Origin of the sequence: Maribacter forsetii DSM 18668, from assembly GCF_000744105.1 — a bacterium.
Taxonomy (GTDB): domain Bacteria; phylum Bacteroidota; class Bacteroidia; order Flavobacteriales; family Flavobacteriaceae; genus Maribacter; species Maribacter forsetii.
This window is the reverse complement of the sequence record NZ_JQLH01000001.1, coordinates 2593113-2607422: the sequence shown is the minus strand read 5'-3', so window position 1 is coordinate 2607422 and position 14310 is coordinate 2593113. Positions and strand designations below refer to the sequence as shown.

The window sequence follows — 14310 nt, the reverse complement described above, 5'->3', positions numbered from 1 at the left end:
AAGATTAAGAATAACTATGAATCATACAAGAATTGTTAGTGTTACCAAAGAACTGCCACCGTATTCTAAAGATACCAAGGATATTATTCCACTTGTAGAATTCTGGCTAAGCGGACAAGAGGAGCGTTTCTCTAGAAAAGTCGTAAAGATTTTTGAGGGTGCTGCTGTAGATAAGCGGTATTCTATTATGCCACCTGAAGACGTATTCATAACGACTTCTTTTGAAGATAAAAACAAAATTTACAGTAAGGAAGCTAAGCGCATGGGTGCCAATGTACTCAGGAACGCATTAAAGAAATGTGATTGGGATGCTTCTTCCATTGATTATATTATTACGGTAAGTTGTACGGGTATTATGATTCCGTCCTTAGATGCCTATTTAATAAACGAATTGGGAATGCGGCAAGATGTGGTAAGGCTTCCTGTAACAGAAATGGGTTGCGCAGCTGGAGTATCAGGACTTATTTATGCCCATAACTTCTTAAAATCAAATCCTGGTAAGCGTATCGCATTGGTTTCTGTTGAGAGTCCCACAGCAACATTTCAGTTACAGGACTATTCAATGGCAAATATGGTGAGCGCAGCTATTTTCGGTGATGGTGCGGCTTGCGTGTTGTTGTCATCAGAACAAGATGCTGTAGGTCCCAAGATAATTGGAGAAGAAATGTATCATTTTAAGGATGCTACACAAATGATGGGTTTTGATTTAACTAATCATGGTTTAAAAATGATTCTTGATCCGGCTGTACCAGAAACCATTTCTAATCACTTTGGTGATATTGTACATCCGTTTTTAGAAAAGTATGGAAGTGATATCAAAAAAGTGGACCATTTAATTTTTCATCCCGGAGGAAAGAAAATAGTACAAACGGTAGAATCGCTATTTGGTGCTCTGGGTAAAAATATTGATGATACCCGTGAGGTATTACGTCTTTATGGTAATATGAGCAGTGCTACTGTTTTATACGTCTTAGAGCGTTTTTTAGAAAAAGATATAGCAACAGGTGAGCAGGGATTGATATTGAGTTTTGGTCCCGGTTTCTCTGCACAGCGGGTATTGATAGAATGGTAGTATAATCAAAGAGCAATTATGAAAAATACCTATTGGGCTTTAATATTAGGAGGAAGTAGTGGACTTGGTCTAGCTACGGCAATGAAATTGGCAAGTCATGGCTATCATATTATAATCATGCATCGTGATCGCCGTGCGGTAATGGATGAGATAGAAAAAGATTTTGATGAAATTCGCTCCTACGGTAATGAGTTGATAGCAATGAACGTAGATGTATTGAATGCCGATAAACGCGCAGGTATCATTTCAGATATGCAGCAACAGTTACCGGAAGGGCATCAGATAAAAGTGATGATACATAGCGTTGCAAAAGGAACGTTGAAGCCCATGTATTCAGAAAATAGACCAACTTTGGTCGATACCGATTTTAGGATAACTTTTGATGCTATGGCGTTGAGTTTGTACGATTGGACCAAAGCACTGGCAATGGCTGGTTTGTTTGCTGATGATTCTCGCATTATATCATTTACAAGTGAGGGGAATACAAAAGCATTACCAAATTATAGTGCAGTTTCCGTGGCTAAAGTAGCATTGGAGGCGTTGACCAGAAGTATTGCTTTGGAGTTTGCGCCAATGGGTATAAAGGCAAACTGCATACAAGCAGGTATTACCATGACAAAGTCTTTATCTATGATTCCCGGATACGAGAGAATAAAAGAAAATGCATTAGAAAGAAATCCGCAGAAAAGACTGACTATGCCCGAAGACGTTGCAAATGCAGTGTATTTGTTAACTATGGATGAAGCAAAATGGATTACGGGAACCGTCATTAAAGTTGATGGCGGCGAAAGTTTGATGTAATATTTATCAGCTGATGAAAGAGTCTTATAATTGGATATTGAATAGATTGCCTTACACGGAACCATTTCTTTTTGTAAATGAGATTTTGCATGTAGATGATAAAGGTGCTGAGGGTACTTATAGGTTTTCACCCGATGCAGATTTTTATAAAGGTCATTTCAAAAACAATCCTGTTACACCGGGAGTGATTTTGACCGAATGTTGTGCACAAATCGGTTTGGTATGTTTGGGTATGTATCTATTAGGAAAAGAGTCTGAGATAGGGAATATGGCAATAGGTATGAGTAGCTCACAAATGGAATTTTTGCAACCTGTTTTTCCTGGTGAACGTGTTAGGGTGGTTTCGGAGTTAGTCTACTTTAGATTTCAGAAATTAAAATGTGAAGTAAAAATGTATAATGAAGACGATAAACTGGTCTGTAAAGGAGTTTTAGCGGGCATGATAGGAACAGCAAATGAATAGACGCGTTGTAATTACGGGTTTGGGAGTATGTGCGCCAAATGGTGTGGGACTTACTGATTTTACAAATGCTTTGCTAGATGGTAAAAGTGGACTACGGCATCAACCAAATTTAGAGAAGCTTGGTTTTGGTTGTCAAGTAGCGGGAGAACCTTTGGTAAAAGATAAACTCATTGATAACTACTTTACGCCTTTAGAGCGCAGAGGGCTGAATGCAACGGGAATCGTGTATGGTGTAATTGCCGGAATGGATGCTTGGAAAGATGCCGGATTAGAGAAAAATACAACAGATGAGCCAAGTTGGGACCAGGGAATCATTTTTGGAACAGGCATTTTAGGAGTTGATAAATTTAGGGAAGCCATTCATTTAATTGATGAGGGCAATGTGCGCAGACTTGGCAGTACTTCGGTAATACAGACTATGGCAAGCGGCATAAGTGCCTATTTAGGCGGCTTATTAGGTAGCGGAAATCAAGTTACCACGAACTCCGCAGCATGTACCACGGGTACCGAGGGTATACTAATGGCTTATGACCGTATTAGTCAAGGGAAATCCGAAATTATCTTGACAGGTAGTTGTAGTGATAGTGGACCGTATGTATGGGGTGGTTTTGATGCTATGCGTATTCTGCCTAGAGGCTATAATGATAACCCTACAAAAGCAAGCAGACCCATGAGCGCAACAGCTGGCGGATTCATACCTGGTAGTGGAGCAGGAGCACTGGTATTAGAGTCCTTGGAAAGCGCAGAAAAGCGCGGTGCCCATATCTATGCGGAAGTATTGGGAGGAGAAATCAATAGTGGCGGACAAATTGGGCAAGGTTCCATGACCGCACCAAATAGTGTGGCGGTGCAACGTTGTATTAGAAATGCCATAATCCATTCAGGAATTGAAGCATCTGATATAGATGTTATTAACGGACATTTGACCGCAACATCTAAAGACGGACTAGAAATAGAAAATTGGAGTAAAGCGTTAGGCAGAGAACATGAAGATTTTCCGTACATCAATTCATTTAAAGGTTCGGTGGGTCATTGTTTGGCTGCAGCTGGTAGTATTGAAAGTGTTGCATCCATATTACAGTTTAAAGAGCAGGTAGTTTTTAAGAATGTAAACTGTGAAGATATTCATCCGGAGATTTCAAAGTTGATATCAGAATCCTGTATCCCAAGGGAAACAAAAAAACATGCTCCTAAAGTAATTGCAAAAGCAAGTTTCGGATTCGGAGATGTAAATGCTTGTGTTATATTTAAGGCGTTTACCAAAGAATAATAAAAACTATAATTATACCAAATAGTATTTTTAATTGAACTTATATATGCTAAAAGAACAAAAATACCAAAAACTGAAAGAGATTATTGAAATCTATCTTCCCGAAGACGTAGCGGTCATTGACATTGAACAGGAAAGTCACTTCATGAACGATTTAAATATCAACTCTGCAAATCTTGTCGATATTGTGTTAGATGTAGAAGATACTTTCGACATCCGTCTAGAAAATGAGGACATGGAAAAAATGCAAACGGTAAACGATGCTATGGCAATTATTGATGCCAAGCTATTGGAAAAATAAGACTAGTTAGTTCTAACGGAAATCTATTCTTTATCCTTAATTAATACTGATGCTAGTATTCCTGCTACTAAAGAAACTGAGATTACGGTAAGCGAAACCCATTCAGGTAAATGAATATAGTGGGAGAACAACATCTTCAATCCTACAAAAGCAAGAATGACTACCAAACTGTAGTTGATATACTTAAATTTCTCTAGCATTCTTGAAATTAAAAAGTACATAGAACGTAATCCTAAAATAGCCAATATATTAGATGTAAATACGATAAAAGGATCTGCAGTAATGGCTAGAATTGCAGGTATGCTATCCAAGGCAAAAAGTATATCTGTAAGTTCAATAACAATTAGGGCTACAAATAGGGGAGTAGCGGCATTAAGTCCCATTCTTTTTACAAAGAAATCATGACCATGCATAGTCGTAGTAACCGGGTATATTTTTTTTATCTGCTTAAAAACAAATGAGTCTTTTGGGTCAAAATCATCATCATCACCCTTTAACATATTAAATGCTGTGTAAAGCAAGAATACACCAAATACATAAATAATCCATTCAAATTTGGTAATAAGTGCCACACCAAAGAATATCATTAAAGCCCTAAAGACAATAGCACCTAAAATTCCCCAAAATAACACGCGGTGCTGGTATAATGCCGGAATTTTAAAAGAGGAGAATATCACCGCTATTACAAAAACGTTGTCAACACTAAGAGAAAGTTCAATTAGATATCCTGTGATGTATTTTAGAACAGCGTCACTGGGAGTCAACCCTGTTGGGTTGGCAACAATCTCAGCATCAAAAACCCAATAGATTACACCACTGAAGGCAAAAGCCACAGTTACGAAAATAGTGGTCCAGATTCCGGCTTCCTTTGATTTTATGACATGTTCGTCTTTGTGAAAAACACCTAAATCCAAAGCAAGGAATATGAGAACAAAGGCAATAAAGACGATCCAGACTATCATATGTAATTTTTGAAGGTGCAAAGGTATTAAAAATTGACTTTACGTATTCCATTTCTCAAAAATGTTCAAACATCTAAATCAACTTATAAAAGATTTTTTATCAGATGACAAATATCGAACAGTTAGGTACATGTCATTAATGTAATCCTGTAAAAATTTAATCATAAAAATTGAAAGTTATAAAATGATGTTATCACTATTATAATGTAGCGATAAGAGTTGCTTTTGTAACTATAATAGTTGCTCACAAGGCGTGTGAGTATTTTCAACATATTGATTATCAATTGATTTTGAAGGATAAAATTGTATTATTTGTTTTCTGTAGGATAAACGACATTTATTACCCGATGAAGTGCAACTTTATTTTAAAATCAAGATAAGTGTAGATTTTTTATCTTAAATTTCGAGTAGAACAAGCTATTAAAATGAAAAAACTAACCTTTTTTTGTGGTTTTTTGCTATGCCTAAATTTGGGTGTGCAAAAGGTCCAAGCTCAAGATACCCTGCAATCGGATACCAGAGTAAAACAACGTATGCTATTAAATCAGTTTGAGTCAGATTATGTATTAACTGCTTCTGAAAGAATTGCGTTAAGGCAGAGCCGTATAGCATATCAACATCGAATGAAAGAAATATTGGATACTATTGATATTTCTGATGCAAGAAGAAAACGTTTAATTCAAGAATTAAAGAAGAACCCGTTTTCTGAACGGGTGCAGTCGGTAATTGCAAATCATACTAATTCTACAGATAGTATGGAACAATAAAAAAAATGCAGTCTAATGAGACTGCATTTTTGCTTTTCTTCTTTCCAATTGTCTTTTTAAATCTTCTATAGAGGAAGCGATTGCTGCTTCAAAACTATCTGAAGACGACTGTGCAAATAGGCGAGGACCTGGCGCACTCAAGCGTATGTTACATACCATACCTGAATCGGGGGAAGAGGTATTCTCTTTTTTAAAGAAAACATCTGATCGAACGATAAAATCGAATTTATCCAATAATTTCTCTAATTTCTCAGCAGCCATTATCTCTAATCGGTTGCTAGCTTTTACATCGTCGTATTCAAAATTGATATTCATAGGCTAAAAGTTTAGTTTAAGGTACTCATTTCAGCAGTCTATTACAATTAAAAAATTCTTAATATTTATTACAACCTGAGTTAAGTTTTAATAACCCTTTTGTTTCTAAAAGGTTAGCTAAAATACATATAATTTAAAGTAAAGTTAAACTTACACAAACATAGCCTAAATATACTTCTATTTTCTTATCTTGAAGTAAAATTCCCACAATTTCATATTTAAATCAACTGCCATGGAAAATGTAAAGGATAAATCTACGTGCTTAGGTAAATTGGAACGGTGTAAAAATACCATTCAACATTTTAAAATTAGGGTAGATTCATATTTATATGAACCCAGTACTATGGGGTTGTTTGAAACCAAGGCATATTTAAAAAATAGGATTTCAAAACTTTCAGAGGCGAATAGAAAATTGTTAGAATACTTAAAGACCACAAAAGAAATATTGCCAGAGCAATACCAAATGGTAAATTTTCATATACGAGAAACTTCTGAGCTTGAGTTTGATTTTATGGAGTATACCCTAAAGTTCAGAAAACCGGTTAGGATAAGACAACACGTTTAAATGCTTATTTCTTAGGTAATTGGTTAAAGTCCATATTATTTCTCTATAACATTCATGTTAATGTGTCATTTAAAATAAATGTTACTAATTTAGACGTAGAACATTAATGAAATTGATATGAAAATTTTTATGCGGCTTGCTATATGCTGCACATTTTTCTGTACAACTATGTTGTACTCACAATCTAACGATTCTACCACTACAAAACCAAATGAAGAAGACGAAGGTCCGGTAATGTTTCAATTTGAACCTAATTATGAAACTGCGGTAATGTTGCAAAGAGAGGCGTTGAAGCAAAAGATTAGGGGATTGGATACCTTAAATATATCTGACCGAAAACGTCAACGTATGATCAAGGCATTATATAAGGAGTCGCGCAACTTAAACTTCAAGAAGTCGGTATTGGTGAATACTGAATTTGAAGAAGAAGATTTTGAGGATTAGAACAAATCTTTTGGCATAGATTTCGTAGTGTAAAAGGAGAACGAACACATCGTATTAATGAGAACTCCATTTTTATTATTTATCGCTTTTTGTATTTTATGCAGTTGCAAGTCGTCAAAAACGATTATTAGCGATTCGCATCCTATTCATGCTTTAGTGACATCGAAGAATATTGAATTTACAGCTACTTCTGCAAGTCCAATGGTTACGCAAAGTATGACAGCAATAGCCAATAGCGGACTCATTGCTCCGGGTAATACCGTTTCTCGAATAGATTTAAACGGTACCGGTAATTTCTTAAAGATAGAAGGTGATAGTGTATCGGCTAATTTGCCTTATTTTGGTGAGCGTCAATTTGGTGGAGGCTATGGAGTTACTCCAGGAATTGAATTTAACGGATCTCCAAGTAATTACATTCAAGAATTTAATAACGATAAGCAAAAATATACCATCAGCTTTCAGATAAACAATTCGTCTGATAGATATATGGTTTATGTAGATATCTTTCCAAATATGTCTAGTGTAGTTTCTGTGAACATGGCAAATAGAAATACGATTCAGTATAACGGTCGTGTAAATGCTATTAATGAAGAGCAATAACCTGTTCAAAACTAGTAATTTGCCCTTGTTTTTTAGCGATAATGTTAAGAAGAGCCCAAAAACGGAAGGTTTTACCATAATCTTCGTTATTCCCTATTAAGAACAATACCTTTGCACTTCAATTAAGTTAAATAGTAGAATTTAATAGTATGAGTAAAGTAAAAGCAGATAGTCAAGTAAAAGTACATTACACAGGTAAACTAAGTAACGGTCAAACATTTGATAGTTCAGCTGGTAGAGAGCCATTAGATGTAAAATTAGGACAAGGTAGCTTAATACCAGGTTTTGAAAAAGGATTGCTTGATATGGAGGTTAATGATAAGAAAACTATCGTTATCGCTAAAGAAGATGCATACGGTGAAAAGCAAAAAGAGCTTTTTCAAACAGTTCAAAAATCAGATTTACCAGCAGATATGGAGCCAAAAGTAGATATGGCACTTATGGCAACAAATGCAGATGGTAGCGAAAGACAATTACGTGTTGCGGAAGTAAACGAAAATGATATCGTTGTAGATGCAAATCACCCATTGGCAGGTGAAGATTTAACCTTTGAATTAGAATTGGTTGAAGTACAGTAAAACGTATTACACATTATAAGAAAAACCGCCTATAAGGCGGTTTTTTTGTTTCTAAGCCTATAGGTTTCATAGTGCTAAATAGTATATTTGAATATGCATTTAAGAACACTGATATTCCTTACTACCGCGATTTTGATCATGGGTTGTAAAGAGAAAAAAACTACGAAGCCCCAACCTGAAAAAAAGGAAACCGTTTCAGAAAAAGTGACTACTTCTACTTATGAAGATATAAAGGGTAACCCTATAGAATTAAGCGATTACAAGGGCAAGCGCGTATTACTAAATTATTGGGCAACTTGGTGTAGACCATGTATAGAAGAAATGCCGGATATGGAAAAAGCCCAAGCCATTTTAGCTAATGAAAATTATGTTTTTCTATTTGCATCTGATCAGTCCATAGAAAAGATCGTGAAGTTTAAAGATGCACGCGGATTTCAGTTAGAATTTATAAAGTTTAATGGTATGTACGCAGAAGAAAATGTAAGTGCACTTCCGGCAACTTTTATATATAATGAGGCAGGGGAGAAGGTATTACGTTTTGATGGCGGATTGAAATGGGATAGTCCAGAAATGATTGAAAAACTTAAAGCAGTACAGTAATGCGATTAAATAGTAGTTCCGTAGTTCTTTTTGTAGTAGCTAGCTTGCTTATGGCTTGCAAGGAAGATTCAAAAATACCAAAGCCCGAAGAGCCAGTAGCTGTGGTGCAAGAAATAAAATCTCCCGCTGCGGCATCAAGTGCATTACCACACCTAATGTCCAATAAAGATGTAGCATTACTTTCTTGGGTAGAAACTTCCAATGATACTATTTCAACCATGCGATTTTCAGAATTGATTGATGGTGAGTGGCAAATAGCGCAAAATGTACTGAGTGGTACAGATTGGTTCGTGAATTGGGCAGATTACCCTATGATTACCGAAAACAATGGTAGTTTATGGTCTCACATATTAAAAAAATCTACCGAAGGCACCTATTCATATGATATAAAGATAAACGTGAAGCCTAAAGGTGCAACTATTTGGAAAACAGACATGCCTTTACATACAGATGGTACACCTACGGAGCATGGCTTTGTAAGCATTGTGCCATATAACAATAACTTTTTTGTGAATTGGCTAGATGGTAGAAATACCGAAGAAAATGAAGTGGGGGAGCGTGGAGCAATGACACTTAGAGCTGGTGTGGTTTCTGTAACGGGAGAACTATTGCAGGAATATGAGTTGGATGCACGAACCTGCGATTGCTGCCAGACAACATCCGCAATAACCGATAATGGTCCTGTTGTAATCTATAGAGATCGCTCAGATAATGAAATTCGAGATATTAGTATTGTTCGTCAAGTGGAAGGGGAGTGGACTGCACCCAAGGTAATTCATGAAGATGATTGGCAGATAAAAGGCTGCCCGGTCAACGGACCTAAAGTAGATGCACTTGGTAATAGTTTGGTAGTAGCTTGGTTTACCGGAGCATCAAAAAAACAAAAAGTACAAATCGCTTTTTCTTCGGATGGTGGCGCGGAATTTACAAAACCGATTATAGTTGCGGAAGGCGCTATTATGGGTCGGGTAGATGTGTTATGGATGGATGAAGATCAAGCTGTTGTAAGTTGGATGGAAGCCAATGACAAAACCGCATTGTTCAAAGCTATGATTGTACATAAAGATGGCACAACTTCCAAGAAACAATTAATTACTGAAATGGCAGATTCCCGTAAATCTGGATTTCCTCAAATGGAAATAGTGGAAGAAACCCTCTATTTTGCGTGGACAGAGCAAGTGGGCTCAGTTACACAAGTACGTACAGCAAAGATGTCTATTGATGCGTTTTCGTTTAATTAACCGAAATCAATTCGATATCAAAAACTAATACAGAACCACCAGGTATACCATTAAAATCAAAACTACCATAAGCTAAGTGAGAAGGAATAAGTAATACGCCATTACCGCCTTCATTGAAAAGGGGAATACCTTCTGTCCACCCGGCGATTACTTGATCAAGGCCAATTGATAATCCGTCAGTACTTTGATCAAAAACAGTACCATCTAAAAAATATCCTCTGTACGCGACCGTAACATTTGATGTAGCCGATGGTTGCGCTCCGTCACCTTGATTTTCAATAATATAATGCAAGCCAGATGCTGTGGTTTGTGATTCTAGTTCGTTTACAACTAAATATGCATTGATTTCCTCTTCATTAATAGCGGTATAATCAATAGGTTCAACAACCGTAGGCGTTTTATCATCTGATGACAAGCATGAAACCATAGTGGTTGCAAGAAAAAATAGAACTAGATATTTCATTATATAAATTTTTGAGGGAAGATAGTGCTTGAAGCAATACTATTGATACATCTTAAGAAGCATTTAACCATTAAGATGTTATGTAGTAAATAAATTAGGCAATGAATGTGTTTACAGAAAACCGAACACTACAATTCTTATACAGATATTTTTGAAATTTAATGGCGTGAGATTGCGATTCAAAAATAACGGCTTCTGTAATGCTGTTCGCTAAAACAAGATGCCCAATAAGGTATTCTACGTAGTAGGTGTTGTTTTCAGAAAGTAGAACAAAATTTGGTTTGGTCGTCACGTTTATTATTTTACGATACTAAAATAAAGCATTTATTTAATTGATCCTAATTTTTTTGAAATTCCTTAACAAAAGGTTATTTCATAAGGGTTCTAACCTTAAGTTTTCTATGTTGACCGTTGTATAAGTTACCACATCTGAAGGTCATACTAAAAAGTAAAATTAAATTAGATTATTAATTTTGGCATCATAGTTGCATCTATTCTAGTAATTATTAATATCAAATTATATTACATTTATGAGTACAGGAACAGTTAAATTCTTCAATGATGAAAAAGGCTACGGCTTTATTAAAGAAGAAGGTTCAACGAACGATCATTTCGTTCACATTTCAGGATTAGTTGACGAGATTCGCGAAGGCGATGAAGTAGAATTCGAACTAACCCAAGGAAAAAAAGGTTTAAACGCAGTTAACGTTAGAGTTATAGAATAAACTTCAAAAAGTCCGTCAGCAATGACGGACTTTTTATTTGGTAAAAACCCAAATGCGGTACAAGACAAACGTTTCATTTAAATGTCTACTATCATTATAGAAATCTCAAGGTAAATGCAGCAATGTAGCGCCTTGTTAGCGAAAAGTAATACCATTATTAACTATATATATTATAAACACTATGTTAGATCAATTAAAGCAAATGGCAATTGAAAAATTGCAAGAAACAATGAGCGCAAATTCTTTAAATTCTGAAGCAACCAGTGGCGCTGCAGAAGAGGGTGCTTCTTCTCTTATTAACTTACTTATGGAAAAAGTAAGCTCTGGAGATTTAAGCGCGGTAACTAGCCTGTTCTCAAATGACGGAAATGCAACTGAAGACAGTGGTATCGTTCAAAATTTGAAAGGCAAACTAGCTGAAATTTTGGAAAATAAAGGGATGAATACTGAAGAGGCACAAGCAGAGGCAAGTAATGTTGCACCAAATCTGGTAAATAGCCTTAAAGAAAAGTTTTTATCAAATGAAGCTTCAGATTCCGCTTTTAGTTTAGAAAGTCTTAGTGGATTAGTTGGCGGTGATGCCGGTAGTATACTTAACAAGGCTAAGGGTCTATTCTAATAGAAGCTAGGTGTTAAAAGATAAAACCGTTCATTAATGAGCGGTTTTTTTGTTATATAATCTTATGATAAGTTTAGCTTTTATGAATACAATCATTTCAATTATGCTTCGTTTTATATAAAATATATTGGCTTATGAAGAATTCAAAAAGTAATAAAAATGTGGTGAAAGTGACCGAGTTAGAACGTAAAAGAAAGTCGGTAACACAATTACTTTTAAAATTGGAATCTTATTTATTTGAGCCCCAAACCCATAGCGGTTTTGAGAAAAAAGAAAGTTTAAAAACAAACATAAACCTTGCGGCTACTAAGACAGATTCATTGTTAACTATTTTAAAAATGAATAATATTTCTATTAAGAAAAGTATGACTGATGTAGAACGCCAAATTGAGGAATGTTACGCCCTAGAACTAGAAGTGGCAAAGTATTTTTTAAATAGATAGAACAATCGCATAAAAACAAAAAAACCGCTCAGTAATGAGCGGTTTTTTTGTGCCTATTTGTTGTGTGCCAGTTATTTAAGATGTAATAGGGTAGTGACAAAGTATTTGAAATTGGGGAGTTGGTACACTAAAACGTGTATACAAAAGTTGTATATATAACCACAATATTAAATGACTTTTTAATGGAAACTTTATTACCTATCTTAAAAACAGCTGATTACCGTAAAGATGAAAAACTACAGTTTAAAGAATTTTTATTTAATGACAGTATAGCTCCTGTGGTGGCTTATGGAAAAGATCGCGGTAATGCCATGGTGTATGAAAGTGCTTCGGATGAGTCAGATTTGTATAATAGATTTCCGGGAATAAAGAAAGAGGCGCTTGCGAATTTAAAAGCAATAGATGTAGGCTATCAAATAACAGATGCAGAGGGGTCAAAAATACTATTTGCCGAAGGCAATGAATACACCAGTGAAAAGATATTGGATAAGGATTTCATGATCAAGATTGCGGCAGAGCTGAAGTGCGATACGCTAATGGTTGGTATACCTTTTAAGGGTGTGTTGATGGCTATTGATTCTAATTCAGAGATGCGTTTAAAGCTACCAGTGGTCGTAAAACAGTACTTTGAGAATCCTCAGCAAAACCCCATTTCAGATAAAGTATTTTTGGTCCAAAATGGGGAAGTGGTTGCCATGGGAGGAGAGAAATTACCAGAAAATAAATCTGATGAAAATTTTGTGATTTCTGAGAATAAGGCGCAAAACTATGGTATTGAACTAAAAAGTAAGAAGATAGAAGAACTGGTTACTGATATAAATACATCGTTTCAGCAGGTTATGCTTATGATATTGCAACGTAAATCTTTTGGCGGTGAAATAACCTTTAAATTAAGTAAGGCTATTGTTAAAGATGAAACTTTGATTAATAAATGCAATTCTATCATAGAGCAGATTGAGAAGAACGAAATGCTACAAACTATTTCTCAGGCATTGGCATCAAGTAAAGTACAATTTAAGTTTCTGCATGATGGTATACTAATAGCTCCAACAGCGACAGCTATATCAATTGAACCCAAGCCAATAAATGAACCAAAAGAAATTGTCAAAGAAACCATTAAGAAAATAGAACCAGTTGCTGTAAATAAAAAAGCACCGGTGACGACCAAGAAATCTAAACCTTGGTGGAAATTTTGGGCAAGTGAAGAACAAGAAATTCCAGAAATGATTAAAGCTGCAGAAGAAAAAGCAAAGCTAGATGAACTGAAATCTGGGACACAAAAAGATTTCGATAAGTCTGATCATAATAAGTTTATGCCAAAATAACTTAAGTTTTTGAATGTTGACAATTGTGATGAAATATGTACATAATACAGGGGTCTTAAAAATTCTATTTTACAAGTATTTAATGTAGTATGTTCATAATACTATAATATGTTATATTTCACAGGTTATAAGGAAGAATCAATAAAAAAAATGTTCATAACAAATGTTCATAGAATTATTTTAATAATTCAATATTTAAGCGTTTTTCGAAAAAACAAACTTTAAAGCTTAGTTAATTATTACAAATTAGTATAATTGAATTGTTAAAATAGTACAGGCCGTATTGTTTTAATTATTAATATTGCACTAAATGAAGAAGTTAGTTCACAAATTTGTATCTGTTTTAATGGCGGCTGTAGTTCTTTTGACTACTATGTCATTCAGTGTAGATATGCACTATTGTGGCGATATGTTGGTAGATTTTTCAATCGTTGATCAGGTTAAGTCATGCGGCATGGAAAAAGTGAAGACAGATTGTGATAATTTAGATATTACGCAAAAGTCTTGTTGTACAGACACACAATTAATTGTGGAAGGTACAGATAACATGAAAGTTTCGTTTGATCAGCTTTCTTTTGATCAACAGATATTAATTGCTTCTTTTACATATTCTTATTTAAATCTTTTTAAAGGAATAAACTCTACCAAGATTTCTTTTAAAGATTATGCGCCTCCGTTTGTCAAACAGGATGTGCAAGTGCTGCACCAGTCATTTTTAATTTGATTTATTAGATAGTTCCGATCTCTATCGGAAAT

Annotated in this window: 21 protein-coding genes; 17 read left to right on the top strand and 4 right to left on the bottom strand. The window is 35.2% G+C overall.

Annotated features, from left to right (window positions below; translation table 11 throughout):
* The first annotated feature begins 16 nt into the window (after positions 1–16).
* The 5 genes from P177_RS11070 to P177_RS11050 are packed head-to-tail and all read left to right on the top strand — an operon-like array spanning position 17 to position 3907.
* Positions 17–1072 (top strand): type III polyketide synthase, encoded by a 1056-nt coding sequence (locus P177_RS11070; RefSeq protein WP_036154739.1) that lies wholly within the window; start codon positions 17–19, stop codon positions 1070–1072.
* A gap of 18 nt (positions 1073–1090) precedes the next feature.
* The gene (locus tag P177_RS11065) at positions 1091–1873 is read left to right on the top strand and encodes an SDR family oxidoreductase (RefSeq protein ID WP_036154737.1); all 783 of its coding nucleotides are present in this window, start codon (positions 1091–1093) and stop codon (positions 1871–1873) included.
* 13 nt (positions 1874–1886) lie between these two features.
* On the top strand, positions 1887–2336 hold the full coding sequence (locus tag P177_RS11060; protein ID WP_036154734.1) for a 3-hydroxyacyl-ACP dehydratase FabZ family protein: 450 nt from the start codon (positions 1887–1889) through the stop codon (positions 2334–2336).
* Positions 2329–3606 (top strand): beta-ketoacyl-[acyl-carrier-protein] synthase family protein, encoded by a 1278-nt coding sequence (locus tag P177_RS11055; RefSeq protein ID WP_036154733.1) that lies wholly within the window; start codon positions 2329–2331, stop codon positions 3604–3606. The genes P177_RS11060 and P177_RS11055 overlap by 8 nt, the downstream gene beginning before the upstream one ends.
* A 46-nt stretch (positions 3607–3652) precedes the next feature.
* Positions 3653–3907, top strand: coding sequence for an acyl carrier protein (locus P177_RS11050; RefSeq protein WP_036154731.1), 255 nt, complete (start codon positions 3653–3655; stop codon positions 3905–3907).
* Between the two features lie 23 nt (positions 3908–3930).
* Here P177_RS11050 and P177_RS11045 read toward each other — a convergent pair whose 3' ends face one another.
* Positions 3931–4869, bottom strand: a complete 939-nt coding sequence (locus P177_RS11045) for a TerC/Alx family metal homeostasis membrane protein (RefSeq protein ID WP_036154729.1) — start codon at positions 4867–4869, stop codon at positions 3931–3933.
* Positions 4870–5345: 476 nt separating this feature from the next.
* Between P177_RS11045 and P177_RS11040 the strand changes: the two genes are divergently transcribed.
* Positions 5346–5636: a hypothetical protein gene (locus P177_RS11040; protein ID WP_157486541.1), complete on the top strand. Its 291-nt coding sequence runs from the start codon at positions 5346–5348 to the stop codon at positions 5634–5636.
* A gap of 12 nt (positions 5637–5648) precedes the next feature.
* Here P177_RS11040 and hpf read toward each other — a convergent pair whose 3' ends face one another.
* Entirely contained in the window at positions 5649–5951 is a 303-nt protein-coding gene (hpf, locus tag P177_RS11035) for a ribosome hibernation-promoting factor, HPF/YfiA family (protein WP_036154725.1), read from the bottom strand.
* 232 nt (positions 5952–6183) lie between these two features.
* Here hpf and P177_RS11030 point away from each other — a divergent pair, with 232 nt between their 5' ends.
* The 6 genes from P177_RS11030 (at position 6184) to P177_RS11005 (ending at position 9979) form a co-directional block, all read left to right on the top strand.
* Entirely contained in the window at positions 6184–6516 is a 333-nt protein-coding gene (locus tag P177_RS11030; protein WP_036154723.1) for a hypothetical protein, read from the top strand.
* Between the two features lie 168 nt (positions 6517–6684).
* Positions 6685–6960 (top strand): hypothetical protein, encoded by a 276-nt coding sequence (locus tag P177_RS11025; protein WP_036154721.1) that lies wholly within the window; start codon positions 6685–6687, stop codon positions 6958–6960.
* A gap of 156 nt (positions 6961–7116) precedes the next feature.
* Positions 7117–7560: a DUF4251 domain-containing protein gene (locus tag P177_RS11020; protein WP_167333110.1), complete on the top strand. Its 444-nt coding sequence runs from the start codon at positions 7117–7119 to the stop codon at positions 7558–7560.
* Positions 7561–7709: 149 nt separating this feature from the next.
* Positions 7710–8138 carry an FKBP-type peptidyl-prolyl cis-trans isomerase gene (locus tag P177_RS11015; protein WP_036154719.1) on the top strand — a complete coding sequence of 143 codons (429 nt, stop codon included), beginning with the start codon at positions 7710–7712 and terminating at the stop codon, positions 8136–8138.
* Between the two features lie 93 nt (positions 8139–8231).
* The gene (locus tag P177_RS11010; protein WP_084684676.1) at positions 8232–8738 is read left to right on the top strand and encodes a TlpA family protein disulfide reductase; all 507 of its coding nucleotides are present in this window, start codon (positions 8232–8234) and stop codon (positions 8736–8738) included.
* Positions 8738–9979 carry a hypothetical protein gene (locus P177_RS11005; protein ID WP_036154715.1) on the top strand — a complete coding sequence of 414 codons (1242 nt, stop codon included), beginning with the start codon at positions 8738–8740 and terminating at the stop codon, positions 9977–9979. The genes P177_RS11010 and P177_RS11005 overlap by 1 nt, the downstream gene beginning before the upstream one ends.
* Here the strand turns inward: P177_RS11005 and P177_RS11000 are convergent.
* Positions 9972–10442: an FKBP-type peptidyl-prolyl cis-trans isomerase gene (locus P177_RS11000; protein WP_036154713.1), complete on the bottom strand. Its 471-nt coding sequence runs from the start codon at positions 10440–10442 to the stop codon at positions 9972–9974. The genes P177_RS11005 and P177_RS11000 overlap by 8 nt on opposite strands.
* Positions 10443–10536: 94 nt before the next feature.
* Entirely contained in the window at positions 10537–10734 is a 198-nt protein-coding gene (locus P177_RS19805) for a hypothetical protein (RefSeq protein WP_084684675.1), read from the bottom strand.
* 238 nt (positions 10735–10972) lie between these two features.
* Between P177_RS19805 and P177_RS10995 the strand changes: the two genes are divergently transcribed.
* From P177_RS10995 to P177_RS10975, 5 genes are all read left to right on the top strand, one after another.
* The gene (locus P177_RS10995) at positions 10973–11167 is read left to right on the top strand and encodes a cold-shock protein (protein WP_036154711.1); all 195 of its coding nucleotides are present in this window, start codon (positions 10973–10975) and stop codon (positions 11165–11167) included.
* Positions 11168–11348: 181 nt separating this feature from the next.
* A complete protein-coding gene (locus P177_RS10990; RefSeq protein ID WP_036154709.1) occupies positions 11349–11786 on the top strand; it encodes a hypothetical protein in 438 nt (145 codons plus the stop codon).
* Between the two features lie 134 nt (positions 11787–11920).
* Positions 11921–12229, top strand: a complete 309-nt coding sequence (locus tag P177_RS10985) for a hypothetical protein (RefSeq protein WP_036154707.1) — start codon at positions 11921–11923, stop codon at positions 12227–12229.
* A gap of 182 nt (positions 12230–12411) precedes the next feature.
* Positions 12412–13554 (top strand): DUF1444 family protein, encoded by a 1143-nt coding sequence (locus P177_RS10980; RefSeq protein WP_036154706.1) that lies wholly within the window; start codon positions 12412–12414, stop codon positions 13552–13554.
* Positions 13555–13864: 310 nt separating this feature from the next.
* The gene (locus P177_RS10975; RefSeq protein WP_036154704.1) at positions 13865–14278 is read left to right on the top strand and encodes an HYC_CC_PP family protein; all 414 of its coding nucleotides are present in this window, start codon (positions 13865–13867) and stop codon (positions 14276–14278) included.
* The last annotated feature ends 32 nt before the right edge of the window (positions 14279–14310 follow it).

What these genes read in the sequence shown, in the direction of transcription:
- P177_RS11070 (WP_036154739.1), top strand. Translation starts at nt 17, where the DNA reads ATGAATCATACAAGAATTGTTAGTGTTACCAAAGAACTGCCACCGTAT.
- P177_RS11065 (WP_036154737.1), top strand. Translation starts at nt 1,091, where the DNA reads ATGAAAAATACCTATTGGGCTTTAATATTAGGAGGAAGTAGTGGACTT.
- P177_RS11060 (WP_036154734.1), top strand. Translation starts at nt 1,887, where the DNA reads ATGAAAGAGTCTTATAATTGGATATTGAATAGATTGCCTTACACGGAA.
- P177_RS11055 (WP_036154733.1), top strand. Translation starts at nt 2,329, where the DNA reads ATGAATAGACGCGTTGTAATTACGGGTTTGGGAGTATGTGCGCCAAAT.
- P177_RS11050 (WP_036154731.1), top strand. Translation starts at nt 3,653, where the DNA reads ATGCTAAAAGAACAAAAATACCAAAAACTGAAAGAGATTATTGAAATC.
- P177_RS11045 (WP_036154729.1), bottom strand. Translation starts at nt 4,869, where the DNA reads ATGATAGTCTGGATCGTCTTTATTGCCTTTGTTCTCATATTCCTTGCT.
- hpf (WP_036154725.1), bottom strand. Translation starts at nt 5,951, where the DNA reads ATGAATATCAATTTTGAATACGACGATGTAAAAGCTAGCAACCGATTA.
- P177_RS11030 (WP_036154723.1), top strand. Translation starts at nt 6,184, where the DNA reads ATGGAAAATGTAAAGGATAAATCTACGTGCTTAGGTAAATTGGAACGG.
- P177_RS11025 (WP_036154721.1), top strand. Translation starts at nt 6,685, where the DNA reads ATGTTGTACTCACAATCTAACGATTCTACCACTACAAAACCAAATGAA.
- P177_RS11015 (WP_036154719.1), top strand. Translation starts at nt 7,710, where the DNA reads ATGAGTAAAGTAAAAGCAGATAGTCAAGTAAAAGTACATTACACAGGT.
- P177_RS11010 (WP_084684676.1), top strand. Translation starts at nt 8,232, where the DNA reads ATGCATTTAAGAACACTGATATTCCTTACTACCGCGATTTTGATCATG.
- P177_RS11005 (WP_036154715.1), top strand. Translation starts at nt 8,738, where the DNA reads ATGCGATTAAATAGTAGTTCCGTAGTTCTTTTTGTAGTAGCTAGCTTG.
- P177_RS11000 (WP_036154713.1), bottom strand. Translation starts at nt 10,442, where the DNA reads ATGAAATATCTAGTTCTATTTTTTCTTGCAACCACTATGGTTTCATGC.
- P177_RS10995 (WP_036154711.1), top strand. Translation starts at nt 10,973, where the DNA reads ATGAGTACAGGAACAGTTAAATTCTTCAATGATGAAAAAGGCTACGGC.
- P177_RS10990 (WP_036154709.1), top strand. Translation starts at nt 11,349, where the DNA reads ATGTTAGATCAATTAAAGCAAATGGCAATTGAAAAATTGCAAGAAACA.
- P177_RS10985 (WP_036154707.1), top strand. Translation starts at nt 11,921, where the DNA reads ATGAAGAATTCAAAAAGTAATAAAAATGTGGTGAAAGTGACCGAGTTA.
- P177_RS10980 (WP_036154706.1), top strand. Translation starts at nt 12,412, where the DNA reads ATGGAAACTTTATTACCTATCTTAAAAACAGCTGATTACCGTAAAGAT.
- P177_RS10975 (WP_036154704.1), top strand. Translation starts at nt 13,865, where the DNA reads ATGAAGAAGTTAGTTCACAAATTTGTATCTGTTTTAATGGCGGCTGTA.